Origin of the sequence: Bacillus sp. HU-1818, from assembly GCF_022695965.1 — a bacterium.
Classification (GTDB): domain Bacteria; phylum Bacillota; class Bacilli; order Bacillales; family Bacillaceae; genus Bacillus; species Bacillus atrophaeus.
Map to the genome: position 1 here is coordinate 835,887 of NZ_JAAPBE010000003.1, position 15,109 is coordinate 850,995.

A 15,109-nucleotide genomic window follows, 5' to 3' on the forward strand; every position below is an offset into this window, starting at 1 on the left:
TTACGACTCCCTCATAGAAGGATCATTATCCAACTCTTGTTTCTCATAATCAGCTCTACGTTCTTCATAGAAATTGTAGATATCTTTATAATCAGCTTCGGGAAGGCCTTTTAAGTCCCGAACATAATTTAAATAACACCATAGGACTACATCTGGTTTATCTTTCGGCTGTGAAACAAACTTAGGTAAGATTGGGATAATGTCAACTTTCTCTTCAACCATTCTGACCAATTGGCCAAATCCATCCAGACCCTGAGATAAATCAGCTTTACTCATTTGAGAAGGTTTTAATTTACCTGCTTCAGCTGTATCTTTTGCCATTGCAGCCCAGTCTTTAGCCTGTTTGAAATCTCCTTTTGCTTTAGCAAGTGTCTCGTATACTTTATTTACGCAGTATTCTCGTAAGCACTCTTCATGCATTGTGGTAAGTAACTGAAAAGAGGGTTTAAGTTGAAGGAATTTCTTTTCAAAAAGGAGGTAGTCGTCATCGGGGTAGCCATATCCGTATTTTTCTTTAAGTTTCTCTAGATAGTCTGAATTAATATTTTGAGTGGTTTGTTTCTCTTCTTCATTTGTTGCAACGTTTTTATTGTCTTCTTTTATAAATATACTGTCTTTCCAGCCAGTACCGTTAAATTGTTTCAATGAATTTGCCATTGTCATATAAGCACTAAATGTATCCGTTTTTCTCTGTTCAGCTTGTTCCCAATACAATGGATCAAATTTCACATCGATTTGTTGTAAGACTGTATAGACAGATTCCATATTGTTATAGTCGATATTCTTCTTTAAACAAGTCTTACAAATAGGCACTTTACCGGTCTTTTCGTACAGCTTACTACGTGAATTATAGAAGCCTGAGTCTTTGTCTTTTTCTTTTTGACAAGCTGCACAAAGTAATTTTTCTTTTTCCTTGGCTTTTCTAGGCATTCGTCCACCTCCAATAGGGTATATAAGTAAACACGTTTTATAAAACGCCCAGAAATAAAGAAGTGGGGGGAGGAGACTTCAATCATCACTGGGCGCTTTTAAAAAGTGTTTTACATAGACAACATATAATCGTACTGCATTCCTCTAGTAGAGGTTGCTTTCTTCTTAAAAAGAATCTTGCAGGTTTCTGTTTCTATTGCTGCTTCATCTTGGTAGGAAGATGTCTCTAACACAGTTGCTTTTGGTATAACGAATTCCTTGAAAAAATGATAAAGTAAATCTACTCTTTGCTCACAAAGAATCAGCAGTTTGCGTTTATATTGATTCTTTCCAATGCAAGTTCGATATTCAGTATCTACAGTTTTTGAGTTGTAAAATAAGTCGCCATTTGCAACAATGTTTCCTGATGCGTTTATAATTACTTTTTTCTCGAGTCCCATCTTCTCATGTAAGCTGCCTAAGACCTGTCCAATCTCCTTGTCACATTTATAACCGGACTGTCTTAATTGAACAAGTGTCTCTAATTGTTTATTAAGGTATTTAAAATCTTCGTTCGAAATATTCATTCTTATTCTTCATCTTCCTCATCATTTTATTTGTTAATTCAATAAATCTTCAATAGCCCCTAAGCTAACAACTTCCTCATAGGGTGAGTAATGTTTTGCTATTACACTCTTGTTTCTTAAATCATGGAGGGCAATTCCTCTATTAATAAAAGCATTTCTGTGAGATTCGATAACATATCTTGGATCAGCAAATGGCTTACTTACAGAATTACAAGTCACTTCTTCATAAACAGAAGGAATTGAATCTAATAGATACTTATAATCGGATAACTCCTTCATTAGCTGACCTTTATTAATGTTTCCTTTTTCATCTTCAATGATCTGCTTCCAAAATGACTCATATATCCCTTTGTAATCAGCCATTTATACAACTCCGATCTCAATAAAATTAAAGTTTTAACTTAATCTAGCCCGAAATCATTTTGCACACTTGAACTTTCATATCTTTTGAAAATGAAGCCCAGTGGTTACTTAGTTCCTCGATGAATTTTTGACTGTTCATATAAAATACTCCTTAATTGTGCTTAAAGCGGATTATGTATGTAGCTTCAATACCCACGTCATCAAACACCATAAATTTCTGAGAAGGTTTAGTACCAAAGCGACCTTGCATAGCATAATCATCTGCGCCAACAAGCGCTCCATTTACAACAACTGTTGTGCTGCCGTACTCTTTTTCATAGTTGTGATGGATATGACCACCAAATATGTAAGAGGGGATGTATCCAAGTAATTGAGGAAGTCGTGTAACACATTGGTCAACACGATCATAATGACCATGGACAAAAACAACTTCTTGATTGTTGATCTTAGCGGGGATAAAACCATCTTGTTCTGGTTCAATAGAGACATTCTTAATATCTCTCAATCTAGCTTCAAGATACCAGTTGATAAGATACTCAAAGTTTTCTTTAATGCCAACATCATTTTTAGAAGGGGAGAGGCGACCATGATTACCAGCTACATTATAAAATTTCACTTCTTGGAATTCACTCGCCAACATAGCTAAAACTTCAGCAAGTGTTTCCGATACATACTTAATTTGTTCAACAGCATCTTCATTAGCTTGAACTCTTGTAGAAACATGAATAAGCCCACCAATTAAATCGCCGAGATTAGCAACATGCAAAGTAGAAACATGATTTTGCTTACCATATTCAATTACTTTGTTTGTGAGATGTTCTACACGCCCATTGAAAATTTCTTTATTGAATTTATTGATGCGGTTGTTAATTTCCATTCCAAAGTGCCAATCGCTGAATAGAGCAAGTCCATGCTTTTCGGTGACAGCAGGAGAAGGGAAGGTGAAGCGAAGAGGGCGTTTAGATTCTAAATTAGCAATAGCATGTACAATATCATCTTTAATTTTCTCAAAGCGAGCTTGATTGGCGATAAATTTCCGGTATTCTCTTTTTTGATCCCGAGCTTTGATTGTTTGTTTTTCAGATTCAATGCGGATTTCTTCATGTTTCTGTTGAACTTCTTTATCCATATTTTTTGAAACTATGTAATCATACCAACGTTCATATTGCTTGAAATCCTTACGCCATTTGCTTTCATCATAGTTAATTCCTTGATCCTTGTTCAATAGAGCGGCGATGGTTTTTGTATCAATGTGATATGTATCTTTATTTTTAAAAAGTCTAATATGATAATCAGTGAATGATTCATCTTTTTCACGCTGCAATACAGGATTTAAAATAGCTTTCATTCAGCCACCACCTTACTCATCAATTTGTGGAAGTTCGTCTTCTTCGGTAATAGAAATTTTAATTTTCCGTCCGTCAAATGATTTTAGAATTGAATTCAGATCATAGCGCTCGATGTCTGTTTTTGTTTCTTCTTCAATAATTCCATTAATATGAGTGTAGTCACCTTTTAAGTTAACTGTGTGAACTTTCTTTGCCATTTAAATTCCTCCAATAGTTTGTTTTATTACGTACAATAAGCTCCTTCGGAAGTCCGATGATCCGAAGCATCGGTAACATCCGAAAAGGGGATATAAAGGAGATGAAAAATAAGTCGGATAGGCGTTGGGGAAACGCCCGAAGGAGATTATTGAGAAACTTGCGTACCGGAAGGCTCGTAAGCACATCCCGGCTGATCGGTAAAAACGCAAGCACAAAAAGACCTTCTAATGATTTAGATGGTCTTGTTCTGATTACATTCTAACCCCATCTAACCTACGTCAGTAGCTCACGTAGGGACGCAAGCTTTCGGATCGACAGGGAATACGCTGATTACGGGTTCAGCGACTGAAACCTTTGTAATCGACAAACTATAAGTAAGTCGAAAATAACAAAAAACGCCTCATATAACGTCCACTTGAGCAGTAGCTGATTTTGGAAGGAATCCCAAACTGGACGTATCGCGGTATCTTTAGTGTCCCCCACGCGGGAATTAAACGGCTACACTCGTTTAACGATATTCAAAAACAAATATACGAGAAGGAAAGACCCATTATAAGCCTTCTCTATGGCACTTTCAGTCTCTCTTGTCGGGTTACACGCCGTATTGAGAAACAAAGCGTCTCAAACGCTCGCCATTTATTTTGCACAGTTTTCTCTGACCCGTGTAAGGAGGTATGTGTTGGGAAGAAAAATGAATAATTCAAAAAGGGTATCAGGTTAACTCATTGCTTGGTCAATGCACTTTTTTTAAAGTGAACTTTCTTATAAATCCAAGTTTTTATGTTGCCTGCCAGCGCTCAGCGCCCGAAGTCTGAGAATGAAGAAATATAATTAGTTGAAAAGGTAAGACCGAATATAATCCTTTTCTGTGAAATGGGAGCGGTGATCAAGCGCTCAAAAACCATTCCACTTATTTTACGAGTATAGAAGACCCGCTAACCCGGAAAAATTTTTGGTGACCGCATGGTAAGCATCACTGCTTACAAGGGCATTATTTAAAGGGAAGGGAGACGCATCCACCTTACCTAAGTGTAAGCCGAAGCTATCCACCGCAATTAATATTTAGGTTACATGCCACCCATAATAAGACCCTGATCTAGGCGTTTACCTTTTCCGCCACCGCATTATTTTGCAAGAAAAGAGGGGAGGGATGTCTTAACCCTCCACTTTATATTATTAAGCTTTCACTGCGTCTTTAAGTGCTTTAGCAGCTTTAAATGCAGGTGCTTTTGTAGCTGGAATTTCAATTTCTTCACCTGTCTGTGGATTACGTCCTTTACGTGCTACACGTTCACGAACTTCAAACGTACCAAAACCAGAAACCTTAATTTCTTCACCTTTTGACAGTGTTTCTGCAAGGACTTCAAATACTGTTTCCACTTTAGGCGTAGCTTCTTTCTTAGTAACTCCTAATTTTTCTGCCACTGCTCCTACAAATTCTGTTTTGTTCATGTTTTAATTCCTCCTAGTGATTTTGTTTATTTTTGTGTTAAAGTATAATTACGGTAACGTTTGTGCTTATTTGAAAAATGGGAGACTTACTCGCCCTTTTATGTGGAAATTAGCTTTCTTTCTCCCTTATGGCGATTATCTCAAAAGAGGCTTTCAGCCCAGTCATATCAAGGGTTCAAGGCGCTTTTTTTGTTGGAAATTTTCCGGCAAAATCGCTGTACCCGTTGGGGGAGTAAGGCTCAGGGCACTTTCTATTTTTCTTCTTTCCTCCACTTATCCCTTTTCCACTTGTTTTTTTGCTTTTGTGCTATTTTCTTTGCACAGGTTGGACAATATTTCGCCTTGTTCGATGTCGATTTAAACATCTTTCCGCAACTGCAGCATCCTCTATAAGTCTTTAAGTTATGTCTTAGATTTTCTAATAAAGTTTCGCCAAAGCACTCCCATAATGTTGATTTGAATTTGCTTTTCTTTTTATATAAATGCTTAACCAGAACATCAGTAACATATTGCTCGTTTTCATGAATCTTCAACAATCTGTCTTTAATGACCTTATAAACATAAAGTTTTTGTCCAGGCTTAATATCTTCATCATTCATGAGCCATTTCTTATTCTGGTCTAATCGTTTGTATTCACTAATTATCGCATCATCCAATTTAATCTCTTTGTTCTTAAGCAGGAAGCGATAATCGAACTTTCCTGCAACAGCTGCGAAGTTAATTCGGTCGGATGGAATAATGGAGTCTAACTTGTTAACAGTGCTTTCATTGATTGACTCAACACTCTGCTCTTCTTTATCTTTGGCATTAATAAAGAAGTGGGGAACTTTATTTTTTATGTAGGCTTTGATTTTCTCATCAACATGATCAGGACGGGTAGGCATGAATAAGGTTTTTGCAAAATCGATAGTAAAGTTATTCTCCATGCATAACCATTTGATCACGTCCAGGTTTATATCGTCACTGTTCCATATCTTAGTGATGTTGTTACTGTATTCCCCGATATTGATTCCATAAGCAAGAGTTAGTGCTTCATAGATGTTCCGACTATTAATCTCTTGTTTCTTGGCTACTGACATTTCATAATACAACGGAACGATGTTCTTCATGTTACGCTTGGCAATATTGACGATTAACTCATCAGAAATAATTAAGGCCTTATCCCCGTCATTATCAAACTGCAGCAGCTTGGATATCGGATCATGAATGCTCGTGTAAACACCTGGGGTAATGAACCACTTTTCATATTCCTCATCTTTTTTGTTCCATCTAACTCCATGTTCTCTGTATAGGTGAGGGGAGCGGAGGATATCAATATACCCTTCATCATATAAAGAACAATGGACATCGCTGCCTGAAAGCAGTCCTTTTGGATTCTGGATGTTCAGAAATAATTTTTCGCAGAAAGCATACAGATCAGGGCATAAGTATGTATAACGAGCACCATCCACAAGCAATTTTCCTGATTTGGCATCCTTAATCATGCTTTTCTTTTTATTTTTGATAATTTCTTTCGTATGATCATCGTTTAGAAGTTCTGGATATAGAAGTAAAGCGTCCTGAAGAGCCGTCCTATGTTTCTTTTTCTCTGTAGCTCCAAGCACTCTTAACATAGTTTCTTTATCAGTGCCCAATGTGGTTATCTCGTTTATTGTGTTAGTGCTCATTTGAATTAATTCTTCATCAAAGAAATCTGTAAGTGTCTGAAGCATTTGATAAGTAAGTTTACCTTCAACAGAAGGGTCTTCTTCGTTGAGCTTTGCCCCTAAGCAGCCATATTTTTTATAACTGTCTTGATATTCTTCCCACGATGAATAATACTTCCACATTTTAAACTGGCTTTTAGTAAAGATAATTTGAACATCATCTCTCACTACGTCCCATTCCTTGCCGTATATATCAGTTACTTTAAAAGATCTGTTCTCCTCAGCAAATTTACGAAAATCAAATGGGACTAATAGTCCCTTTACCCATGGAAGCCTGACCATGAAGCTTTTACGACTTAGAGTGGGGAGAATCATTCCGCAGCCATCTGTATGTTCAATGGGAATGTTCATTGTTTTTCGTGTGATCTCGTAGGTGTCTCGGTCAATATAGTCAACAAGGCTTGATACGTCCGTTTCTAAATCATTAACAACGATTGTTTTATCAATATCGACTTGCCAAGGGCTACTGGCGCTGTTTGACAATGCCATGTAGCTATTCCATTTGTTTATGCTGCTACCACCGAGAGAGTTGATATTTTCAATACTTAGTCCACATGTTAGAGCATTTTGGTATTTGTCATAAGTACTCTTTTTTATAAAGCACGACTTTTTTGTTCTAATTTGGCCGGCACTGCTAGTGAAATAAACATACTTCTCATTGTTATGTATAAAACCTTTGTCAATTATGTCCTCTAAAACTTGAAAGTGATATGTCTGAACCACCATAATGTCTAGAGAAAGTGTATTTTCTTTGATCCCTAAAGTACGTGTGAGGACTGAATCAAATAAAGAAATCACATTATTATCTTTTAAGCAGTCTGACCTGAGTGTTCTTGTTTGATTGTGCTCTTTAAAAGCGAGATAAAGACGTTCTTTAAGATTGGCTATACGTTGGGTTATGTATTTTTTATGTTTTTTTTGATTGCCTTCAAGTTTTTTGAGGTAATCTCTGTATCTATAAGACTTTAATATCTTGTTATGTAAGGCGTTTTCTTTATCATTATAAAAAGCTGATGTGTCTACACTGTAAATATGAACTTGTTTTGACAAGCTTTCATTTTTTCCTCTCAATAAATTTCCCCCTGACCATCACTATTAAAATACTTATATTTAATTTTTGTTATTAATAGTTGCTCTTTAAATATTTATAAACGATCAGTTTGTAAGTACCACTGTCCTTATTAATTGTGCCAAACAATTTGTAGTCCTCATAAAGCTCTTTTTCATTTTGGGTAGCACTGTTATCATGGACAAGAGTTTCCAAAAATTCAATCACATGACTAGTCATATAAGTTTTTCGCATTTTACACCTCCTCTATCAATCTGAGTTTATTATATACTTATATTTTATATTTGTCTATAGGTGAAATGTTCAATCAGCTCGTCCAATTCCCAATTTCGCTTAACTGTATCCCTTTCAAAATAAAGTTCCTAAAATGGTTATAGTTATAATCGGAACTTTTATGATAGATTTAGTACAACACGTTGTATGAATTTCTTGTGTATTTCAACTGGCTTGGAATATGGTACAAATAAAGTTTATTTTCTTGTTGCGCTAACAGGTGCAGGTAGTTAAATATGAAATTGTGATACTATTTATGGCGAGAGTTTATATTTGCAATCCTATATTTTGGGGGACATTTATGATTGGAATATTAGCTGGAATGGGGCCTAAATCAACTGGACCATTTGTTGACAAAGTCGTAGACGAGTGTCAAAGGATTTATGGGGCAACACATGATATAGATTATCCGCATATGATGATTTATTCATGTCCTACTCCTTTTTACGTTGATAGACCAATTAATCATACAGATATGGAATGGGCAATTATTAATGGTGCCCGGAAACTTGAAAACACAGGTGTTGATTTTATTGCAATTCCATGTAATACGGCACACATCTATTTTAACCAATTAAAAAATTCAGTTTCAGTTCCCGTTTTAAACATGATGGATGAGACTATAAAAGAAATACCTAAAAAATCAAAAAAATAGCCCTATTAGCTACTAATCCAACGGTTCAGGCAGGAATATTTTAAGAGTCTTTTTTAAAACATGGTTTTGATATTATACATAAAGATAGTTGGCAAACCTACGTGAATCAAATAATAGGAATGATTAAACAAGGTCAAATCAATAAGTCTCTTCAATTATGGGATGAATTCTATTTAGAATTAGCAAAAACGATTGATACTGCTATCATTGCATGTACAGATTTAAATGTTGTTACAGATAAAAAATCCAGCGATATTTACTTTGTTGATTCATCAACTTGTCTCGCTCATGCCGTAGTACATAAATATTTGTCATTAAAAATATAATACCTTTTGAACACCGTTCGAATTATTTGGATGTATTATCAACAGTTGGCATATATACTTGGAATTATTTTTGGGTTGCGGATTAATAGGGGCAGCTCTTTCGTTTGCCAATAATACCCATCTGTTTTGCGGATAGTGACAGCAACGCTGGTACTACCCCATGCCCATCACGTTAAGAAATTGAAATCACCCCAAAACGAAGATTTTGCACAAGTTGCTCAATTTTTTATTTTGGGGATAGTTTATTTTATTAGGTTTATGGCTATGCGTCGGGACCCCTATACGAGATTGTTTATGTAGACTTTCCGCGCCCACCGGGGTCTATTCGAAAGGGTTTGAGGGGGAGAATCGCCCCTCAAGGTTTTGATTTTTGCTATAATGACCACTATGTAGCTTTAATTTTTAATAAATAGGGGAGTGGAATATGGAAAATAACGTTTTTGAACAGATGGCAAAAAGATATGATACAGAAAAGAGAATTGAATTATCTAAAGTTATAGTTAAGGAAGTAAGTCCAGAATTACGAAATAGTAAATCAAAATCTTTAATAGACTATGGGAGTGGTACTGGTCTAATTAGTTTAGAATTATCAGATTTAGTAGATTCTATTTTGTTGGTAGATTCATCAAAACAAATGTTGGAGGTTGCGAAAGCTAAAATTTCTCACAAAGGAATTACCAACTCAAAAGTACTTTATTCAGATTTAACTCAAGAAACTTCTGAACTTAAGGCAGACATAGTTTTAATGTCACTAGTCCTTCTTCATATTCCGGATACTAAAAAAATTTTACAAGAATTGTTCAACATTTTAAATAATGGTGGCAAGCTAATTATTATTGATTTTGACAAAAACGATAAAATAAATCATCCGAAAGTTCATAACGGTTTTTCGCATGAAGAACTGAAAAAAAGATTATCCGAAGTTGGATTTAAATCAATTAAAATTAAGACATTCTATCATGGTTATCGTATTTTTATGAATCAAGATGCCTCAATGTTTATATCCAGTAGTATTAAGTGATTTCTTGTTTTTTTATTTCTTAGTTCACACAATCTCTAAAAAAGAACCATTCATATCAAGGGTTTTGGCCTTTGACATTGTGAAATGTCATTGGTCTAGTTTATTCCCTGTTGATATGACTGGTTCTTTGGACATTTTTGGTTAGTTAAACTTTCTGTTGTTGATTGTTTAATTGGTGTTATTTTTATTTTTATTAAGATTAATGCAACTTTTCAAATATTTAAACGTTCTAAATTATGAAGGTAGGATTCAATGAATAATTTTAAGGTTATTAAAACATTGCTAATAATCATTGCTGCTCTCATTGTAGTGACTGGATTTGCAATGTATTCTCTAATATCAGGTGAAAAAGTTAAATATATAGGTTATAGTCAGAATGAAATTTGGGAAGCTTCAATAGAAAAATCAGACAAGACCTCAATTGGCTCTAATTATTTTTTGAATTTGTACTACAAGGGAAACAAAGTAGATGAAAAGAATACCGTAATCAAAAAGTTAACATTATTTATTGATAGTCAAAAATACGACGAAAATGAAGATTATGACCTTTCAGAATACACTGGTGAGAAATTAGAAGGTGGCGGAGTAGGAGAAGACCATATACTGACCTTTGAATATATGCCAGAAAATGAAGTGATTGGGCATGAAATAACTGTTGAAGTAACATGGAAAACCAATAATAAATCCTATAGAGAGAAATTTAAACTAAAAAGGACGCACTGGTATCAGTTAAATTAAGGGTTGCTAAATGGTAACTCTTTTTTTATTTTGATTTAAAACAACCCCCCGGTAATCGTGATTGGAAAAAGTGCTTATCGTAAATGTGCATTGGACATGATTATTTCATTGATTTAACAAGGTTTTATAGATGTCTATGGGAATGAAAGGGGATGTGTGATCGTAAAACGTAGATAGGAGAAGGGAAAAGTGTGTGTATTATGCTAAGTCTGATGACAAAGGGGGAAATGGGGGACTAAAAAATATTGATATTATAGGGTTTTACGATAGCGGTTACGATGTGAAAATAGGCTGAAATCAAGTAAAGTGAAAAAATAAGTTGGGTGTGGAAATGGAAGTGCTATGGGCACATTTGTTCCTGTTTTTTGGCCTTTAGATGTTAATATACCCCCTATATATTGGTAATGAAATACATAGATAATGTACGTTATACCTGCATTTGCGAATTTAGCATGTATTTCAACAGCTTTAACACGATTCCAAATGAAAAACAAGATTTATTTTAAAAAAATTAATTTGATTTCTAATTTAAAACTGAATAACTATTCATTAAAAAGGGTTCGTATTTATAACAGAAACGCAGAGTTCGAAGTCTTATCTATAATTTTATCCTTCTCATCTACATTAACCCTTAACCCTACTTTACCTTATCCATTCCTTATCATATATTCTTCCTCATCTTCTCACGCTTCCCATTTATTCTAATCCTTTATTCAATCCAGTCTCATTCCTCATATCATTCACAGAAGCATTCTAATGCCTTTTCACAGTGTCTTACCCGTATTCAGGTATCATAAGTATCATTCAATCTAAATTGTCACACAGAGTAACTAAACATACATTACACTTACCCATAACCACATGCACAAATATAAAAAATAAGTATATTTTATATATACTTATACACTGGAAAATGTTATAATAGATATATAGGAAAGGAGGTGCAACAGTGCTTGAGAAGATGGGTATAATCGTTGCTAGTCTCATATCATTATCGGTTCTTACAATCAATTGCCTTACAATAATTGAGAAGATAAGAAACCTAATGAGTGGGACAAGTAAAAAGAAAAAGCGTACACGCAAGCGTCTCCGACCAAAGAGACAACGCAAACGTATACGCCGATAATCAAATGCTAAAGGGGAATCAACTTCTCCTTTAGTTACTACCCATATTATATCATGATCAAGCACAATGTAAACATGAAACGATTCTCGTTATGGTTCACACATATTGGATTCATTGGGTTATTCCTAATGTTTCAACTCATTAAGGATTATGTCAGCAGCACAACACAGACACTAATCACGACAATCTTTATAGTCACATGTATTATTATCATTCTGTTATGGTTCATGTATTTTGTATTCCTTAAGCTAGGTAACAAGTGACAATAATCATATATGCCTCATGATATACTTATTTTATTGAGGTGAGGCGAGTGGAGAAAAAGTTCCTGAATGCTATCGAACAGCTTGTCAAGGAATTGGACATGCTCAAGAAAGATATTGATTCAATTAATGAAACAACTATTAAGATTGATAAATACCTTTTAGAGTTCACAGAAGAGATAAGTAAAGTTAAACAGGATGATTCTAAATAACGAGTTATAACAGTTAAATATCGAATTCTAGATAAGGAGCGGTAAACAGTTATCGTTCCTTTATTTTAAATATAAATAATAAGGGGATAATAAGTGAATAAAATTAAAGTTATTGATTCCATTATGGGATCTGGCAAAACAACATACATTATTAATATGATGAATGAAGCACCAGAACACGAGCATTTTATTTTTATAACACCATATCTAGATGAGGTTGCACGAATAAAAAAATCTTGTGTGAATAGAAAGTTTTACGAACCGAAGATACATAGCGAAGAAGGGGAGACGTTATACAAACTCGATTCATTACACAAGCACTTAGCTGAGAATAAAGACATTGTGACAACTCATGCATTATTTAGTATGGCAAATGAAACTACAAAAGAACTAATTTACTCAGGCAACTATACCTTAATACTCGATGAGGCTATGGAGGTTGTTAAGAAGTTAAATATATCAAAAGACGATTTAGACATGCTGTTTAAAAATAAATGGATTAAGAATAGTAACGGCATTATTATTTGGAACGATGAACATGAAGAGAAGCTTAACAGAGAATACAAAGGAGAATTTCAAACGCTTAAGCATTTGGCCAAGAGTAAAAACTTAATTTTGCATAATGACTCTGTACTCTTCTGGCAATTTCCATCAGACATATTTACTCAGTTTAAAGAAGTCTACAATCTTACATACTTATTTGATGCACAAATACAGAAGTATTATTATGACATTAATGATATTGATTATGATCTTTATGCCGTATTGAAAGATAAAGACAGTTATAAAATTACGCAGCACAGTAGGCATTATGACAAAGAAACGAAAGACAGAATCAAACACAAAATTAAAATATATGAAGGTGATTTAAATCGAATAGGTGATGATTATTACGCTTTGTCAAAATCTTGGTTTGAAAAGCGCTCAGTATTACATAAAAGACTGAAGAACAATATTCTAAACTACTATCAAAATATCATTAAGTCTAAATCAAAAGACAATCTATGGACAACATTTAAATCTCATAAGAGTAAGTTAAGTGGTAAAGGATATACAAAAGGATTCTTAGCTTGCAATATTAAAGCAACAAATGAATACAGTCATAAAAAATCATTGGTATATTCAATTAACAGATTTGTGAACCCTGCTGTAGATGATTATTTCAGATCAAAAGGTGTAAGCATTAATGAAGACAGTTTCGCACTATCTGAGATGATTCAATGGATATGGAGATCAGCCATTAGAAATGACCAAGTTATCAATATATACGTTCCTTCTTCCCGAATGAGAAATTTATTAAAAGATTGGCTAGAAAATGAGAGATGAAAACAATATGTATGAAAACAAAAGCAATAAACCGATTTTAAAACCCTTGGCACATAAGGGTTTAAGAGATGTCTCTCGTAGAAGGAAAGGTGTTAATTATTTAATAAATAAAATAAGAAAATGGGGGTGCTGCTAATTGTTCAAAACGGTTCGTTCCTCACCTGAACAATTTTTGCTCACACCACCCCCAAACCCCCTCATTCGCTATATAAGTTTAACATTAACAAATATAAAAAATAAGTATATATGTATTGATTGGAAAGGAGAACCATGTTATATTTAATCCAAGAGATAAAAATAATAAATAAGTATATTTAGGAGAAGGTAAAATGTTAAACAAATTGGTTGAGGTTACATACAGGAACGGCAGAACATATAGAGGGTACGTTAAAGAAGTCAAGAAAAGCACAGTCGAGTTCATCGACTTAGAAACAGGTTTCGAAGTCACTGATGTTCCTCACGAAAGTGCCAAGATTATCGAAGAGACTGTCAAAAATCCCTCTCAAGGTAGCACAGGAACTACAGTGTACCCGATTAGAACTACTCTAGGACTCACGGAAAAAGAGTATAAAATCCTCACATGCATAAAAGGCAGAATGGAGATATACGGTGACGGTTTTTCTGACGTTGATACAGAATTTGCCTCGGCTTATACGAAAATGTCTATAGAGTCAGCAAGAGGAGTATTAGGAAGTTTGTCCAAAAAAGGTTTGATATCACTTGTGGAGTCAGAAGGATTCAATGTTTACGTTATGACAAAGAAGGGTTACGACCTATTCGATGAAAAACCAGATTTTTACGAGGACTTGCGAGAAATGAAGGCTGAATAACAGTATAAATTTATTTTTTAAATCAAATTAAAATGCATATTTTAAACAGAATGGAGGTGTTTTAAACAAATGGCTTCCGTACCAAAAAGAAGAAAAGAACGTGTGCAATTCTTAATCAACAAGCTTGGAGAAAAAACAGTTTCAAGCACTATAGCTGTCATGACTGATCGGGAAGTTAAAAGGTTCTTTGATGAATTGTATCCTTTATATAAAGATAAAGAAGATTATTCACCGCCTGATTACCAAACCCCAATTTGTTTAGTTTGCGAAAATCAAACATTTATACAGTGGGATTGCAACTGTGGCAACGCTATTATTGATGAAACTGATCCAACTCTTCAAGAGTTAAAGAATAGTGGAGAGTATGAAAAAATAAGAAAACAATTCAGACTTAAAGGTAAACAGAATGGAGAGGTTAAATGAATAAATTGTATTCAGTTAAGAAATTGATACTCATGATCATGAAATTGATTGGTATGAAGGAATGCTCGACTTAGAAGATTCAGTGAGATAAGGATTCTTAAACAGAATGGAGAGATTAAAATGGATAAGCAAGAAATTCAAAACAAGATTAATGAATTTAAAAAACAGATTAAAAATGACGGTACTTTGTTGGATGGTTTAATACAGAAAGACATTGCAAACCTTGAGAGACTTTTAAAAACTATATAAAACAACAATTTTATACATATGAGGAGAGGTTCTA

Annotated in this window: 17 protein-coding genes and 2 pseudogenes; 10 read left to right on the plus strand and 9 right to left on the minus strand. The window is 34.3% G+C overall.

Going from position 1 to position 15,109, the window contains the following annotated elements:
* The 9 genes and pseudogenes from GXP75_RS14945 to GXP75_RS14985 all read right to left on the minus strand — a co-directional run bounded on the left by GXP75_RS14945 (position 1) and on the right by GXP75_RS14985 (position 7,867).
* Positions 1-930 (minus strand): hypothetical protein, encoded by a 930-nt coding sequence (locus GXP75_RS14945; protein WP_242557128.1) that lies wholly within the window; start codon positions 928-930, stop codon positions 1-3.
* Between the two features lie 110 nt (positions 931-1,040).
* The gene (locus GXP75_RS14950; RefSeq protein WP_242557129.1) at positions 1,041-1,496 is read right to left on the minus strand and encodes a hypothetical protein; all 456 of its coding nucleotides are present in this window, start codon (positions 1,494-1,496) and stop codon (positions 1,041-1,043) included.
* Positions 1,497-1,529: 33 nt separating this feature from the next.
* On the minus strand, positions 1,530-1,859 hold the full coding sequence (locus GXP75_RS14955; RefSeq protein ID WP_242557130.1) for a hypothetical protein: 330 nt from the start codon (positions 1,857-1,859) through the stop codon (positions 1,530-1,532).
* Positions 1,860-2,010: 151 nt separating this feature from the next.
* Positions 2,011-3,207 (minus strand): metallophosphoesterase family protein, encoded by a 1,197-nt coding sequence (locus tag GXP75_RS14960; protein ID WP_242557131.1) that lies wholly within the window; start codon positions 3,205-3,207, stop codon positions 2,011-2,013.
* Positions 3,208-3,219: 12 nt separating this feature from the next.
* Positions 3,220-3,405 carry a YonK family protein gene (locus GXP75_RS14965; RefSeq protein WP_242557132.1) on the minus strand — a complete coding sequence of 62 codons (186 nt, stop codon included), beginning with the start codon at positions 3,403-3,405 and terminating at the stop codon, positions 3,220-3,222.
* A gap of 900 nt (positions 3,406-4,305) precedes the next feature.
* A pseudogene (locus tag GXP75_RS14970) lies at positions 4,306-4,456 on the minus strand (hypothetical protein); the annotation flags it as partial.
* Positions 4,457-4,582: 126 nt separating this feature from the next.
* The gene (locus GXP75_RS14975) at positions 4,583-4,858 is read right to left on the minus strand and encodes an HU family DNA-binding protein (protein ID WP_242557133.1); all 276 of its coding nucleotides are present in this window, start codon (positions 4,856-4,858) and stop codon (positions 4,583-4,585) included.
* 251 nt (positions 4,859-5,109) lie between these two features.
* Positions 5,110-7,635, minus strand: a complete 2,526-nt coding sequence (locus GXP75_RS14980) for a hypothetical protein (RefSeq protein ID WP_242557134.1) — start codon at positions 7,633-7,635, stop codon at positions 5,110-5,112.
* Positions 7,636-7,687: 52 nt separating this feature from the next.
* Positions 7,688-7,867 (minus strand): hypothetical protein, encoded by a 180-nt coding sequence (locus GXP75_RS14985; RefSeq protein ID WP_242557135.1) that lies wholly within the window; start codon positions 7,865-7,867, stop codon positions 7,688-7,690.
* A 340-nt stretch (positions 7,868-8,207) separates the two neighbouring features.
* Between GXP75_RS14985 and GXP75_RS14990 the strand changes: the two are divergent.
* The 10 genes and pseudogenes from GXP75_RS14990 (at position 8,208) to GXP75_RS21445 (ending at position 15,075) form a co-directional block, all read left to right on the plus strand.
* Positions 8,208-8,887 (plus strand): annotated as a pseudogene (locus tag GXP75_RS14990) (aspartate/glutamate racemase family protein).
* A gap of 424 nt (positions 8,888-9,311) precedes the next feature.
* On the plus strand, positions 9,312-9,908 hold the full coding sequence (locus GXP75_RS14995) for a class I SAM-dependent methyltransferase (RefSeq protein ID WP_242557136.1): 597 nt from the start codon (positions 9,312-9,314) through the stop codon (positions 9,906-9,908).
* A gap of 252 nt (positions 9,909-10,160) precedes the next feature.
* Complete coding sequence (locus GXP75_RS15000) at positions 10,161-10,646, plus strand: DUF4944 domain-containing protein (protein WP_242557137.1); 486 nt, start codon at positions 10,161-10,163, stop codon at positions 10,644-10,646.
* Positions 10,647-11,595: 949 nt separating this feature from the next.
* Complete coding sequence (gene yonT, locus GXP75_RS15005) at positions 11,596-11,772, plus strand: type I TA system toxin YonT (protein ID WP_106034867.1); 177 nt, start codon at positions 11,596-11,598, stop codon at positions 11,770-11,772.
* A 17-nt stretch (positions 11,773-11,789) separates the two neighbouring features.
* Positions 11,790-12,035 (plus strand): hypothetical protein, encoded by a 246-nt coding sequence (locus GXP75_RS15010; RefSeq protein ID WP_242557169.1) that lies wholly within the window; start codon positions 11,790-11,792, stop codon positions 12,033-12,035.
* A gap of 50 nt (positions 12,036-12,085) precedes the next feature.
* The gene (locus tag GXP75_RS15015; protein WP_242557138.1) at positions 12,086-12,247 is read left to right on the plus strand and encodes a hypothetical protein; all 162 of its coding nucleotides are present in this window, start codon (positions 12,086-12,088) and stop codon (positions 12,245-12,247) included.
* 93 nt (positions 12,248-12,340) lie between these two features.
* Entirely contained in the window at positions 12,341-13,573 is a 1,233-nt protein-coding gene (locus tag GXP75_RS15020) for a hypothetical protein (RefSeq protein WP_242557139.1), read from the plus strand.
* Between the two features lie 329 nt (positions 13,574-13,902).
* Positions 13,903-14,403 (plus strand): hypothetical protein, encoded by a 501-nt coding sequence (locus GXP75_RS15025; RefSeq protein ID WP_242557140.1) that lies wholly within the window; start codon positions 13,903-13,905, stop codon positions 14,401-14,403.
* 69 nt (positions 14,404-14,472) lie between these two features.
* The gene (locus GXP75_RS15030) at positions 14,473-14,826 is read left to right on the plus strand and encodes a hypothetical protein (protein WP_242557141.1); all 354 of its coding nucleotides are present in this window, start codon (positions 14,473-14,475) and stop codon (positions 14,824-14,826) included.
* Between the two features lie 120 nt (positions 14,827-14,946).
* Positions 14,947-15,075, plus strand: coding sequence for a hypothetical protein (locus GXP75_RS21445; protein WP_277990752.1), 129 nt, complete (start codon positions 14,947-14,949; stop codon positions 15,073-15,075).
* The last annotated feature ends 34 nt before the right edge of the window (positions 15,076-15,109 follow it).

Bases quoted from the DNA above. Each gene is read 5' to 3' on its own strand.
- GXP75_RS15030 (WP_242557141.1), top strand. From the start codon at position 14,473: ATGGCTTCCGTACCAAAAAGAAGAAAAGAACGTGTGCAATTCTTAATC.
- GXP75_RS14965 (WP_242557132.1), bottom strand. From the start codon at position 3,405: ATGGCAAAGAAAGTTCACACAGTTAACTTAAAAGGTGACTACACTCAT.
- GXP75_RS14955 (WP_242557130.1), bottom strand. From the start codon at position 1,859: ATGGCTGATTACAAAGGGATATATGAGTCATTTTGGAAGCAGATCATT.
- GXP75_RS14985 (WP_242557135.1), bottom strand. From the start codon at position 7,867: ATGCGAAAAACTTATATGACTAGTCATGTGATTGAATTTTTGGAAACT.
- GXP75_RS14945 (WP_242557128.1), bottom strand. From the start codon at position 930: ATGCCTAGAAAAGCCAAGGAAAAAGAAAAATTACTTTGTGCAGCTTGT.
- GXP75_RS15025 (WP_242557140.1), top strand. From the start codon at position 13,903: ATGTTAAACAAATTGGTTGAGGTTACATACAGGAACGGCAGAACATAT.
- GXP75_RS14950 (WP_242557129.1), bottom strand. From the start codon at position 1,496: ATGAATATTTCGAACGAAGATTTTAAATACCTTAATAAACAATTAGAG.
- GXP75_RS14975 (WP_242557133.1), bottom strand. From the start codon at position 4,858: ATGAACAAAACAGAATTTGTAGGAGCAGTGGCAGAAAAATTAGGAGTT.
- GXP75_RS15000 (WP_242557137.1), top strand. From the start codon at position 10,161: ATGAATAATTTTAAGGTTATTAAAACATTGCTAATAATCATTGCTGCT.
- GXP75_RS14995 (WP_242557136.1), top strand. From the start codon at position 9,312: ATGGAAAATAACGTTTTTGAACAGATGGCAAAAAGATATGATACAGAA.
- GXP75_RS14960 (WP_242557131.1), bottom strand. From the start codon at position 3,207: ATGAAAGCTATTTTAAATCCTGTATTGCAGCGTGAAAAAGATGAATCA.
- GXP75_RS21445 (WP_277990752.1), top strand. From the start codon at position 14,947: ATGGATAAGCAAGAAATTCAAAACAAGATTAATGAATTTAAAAAACAG.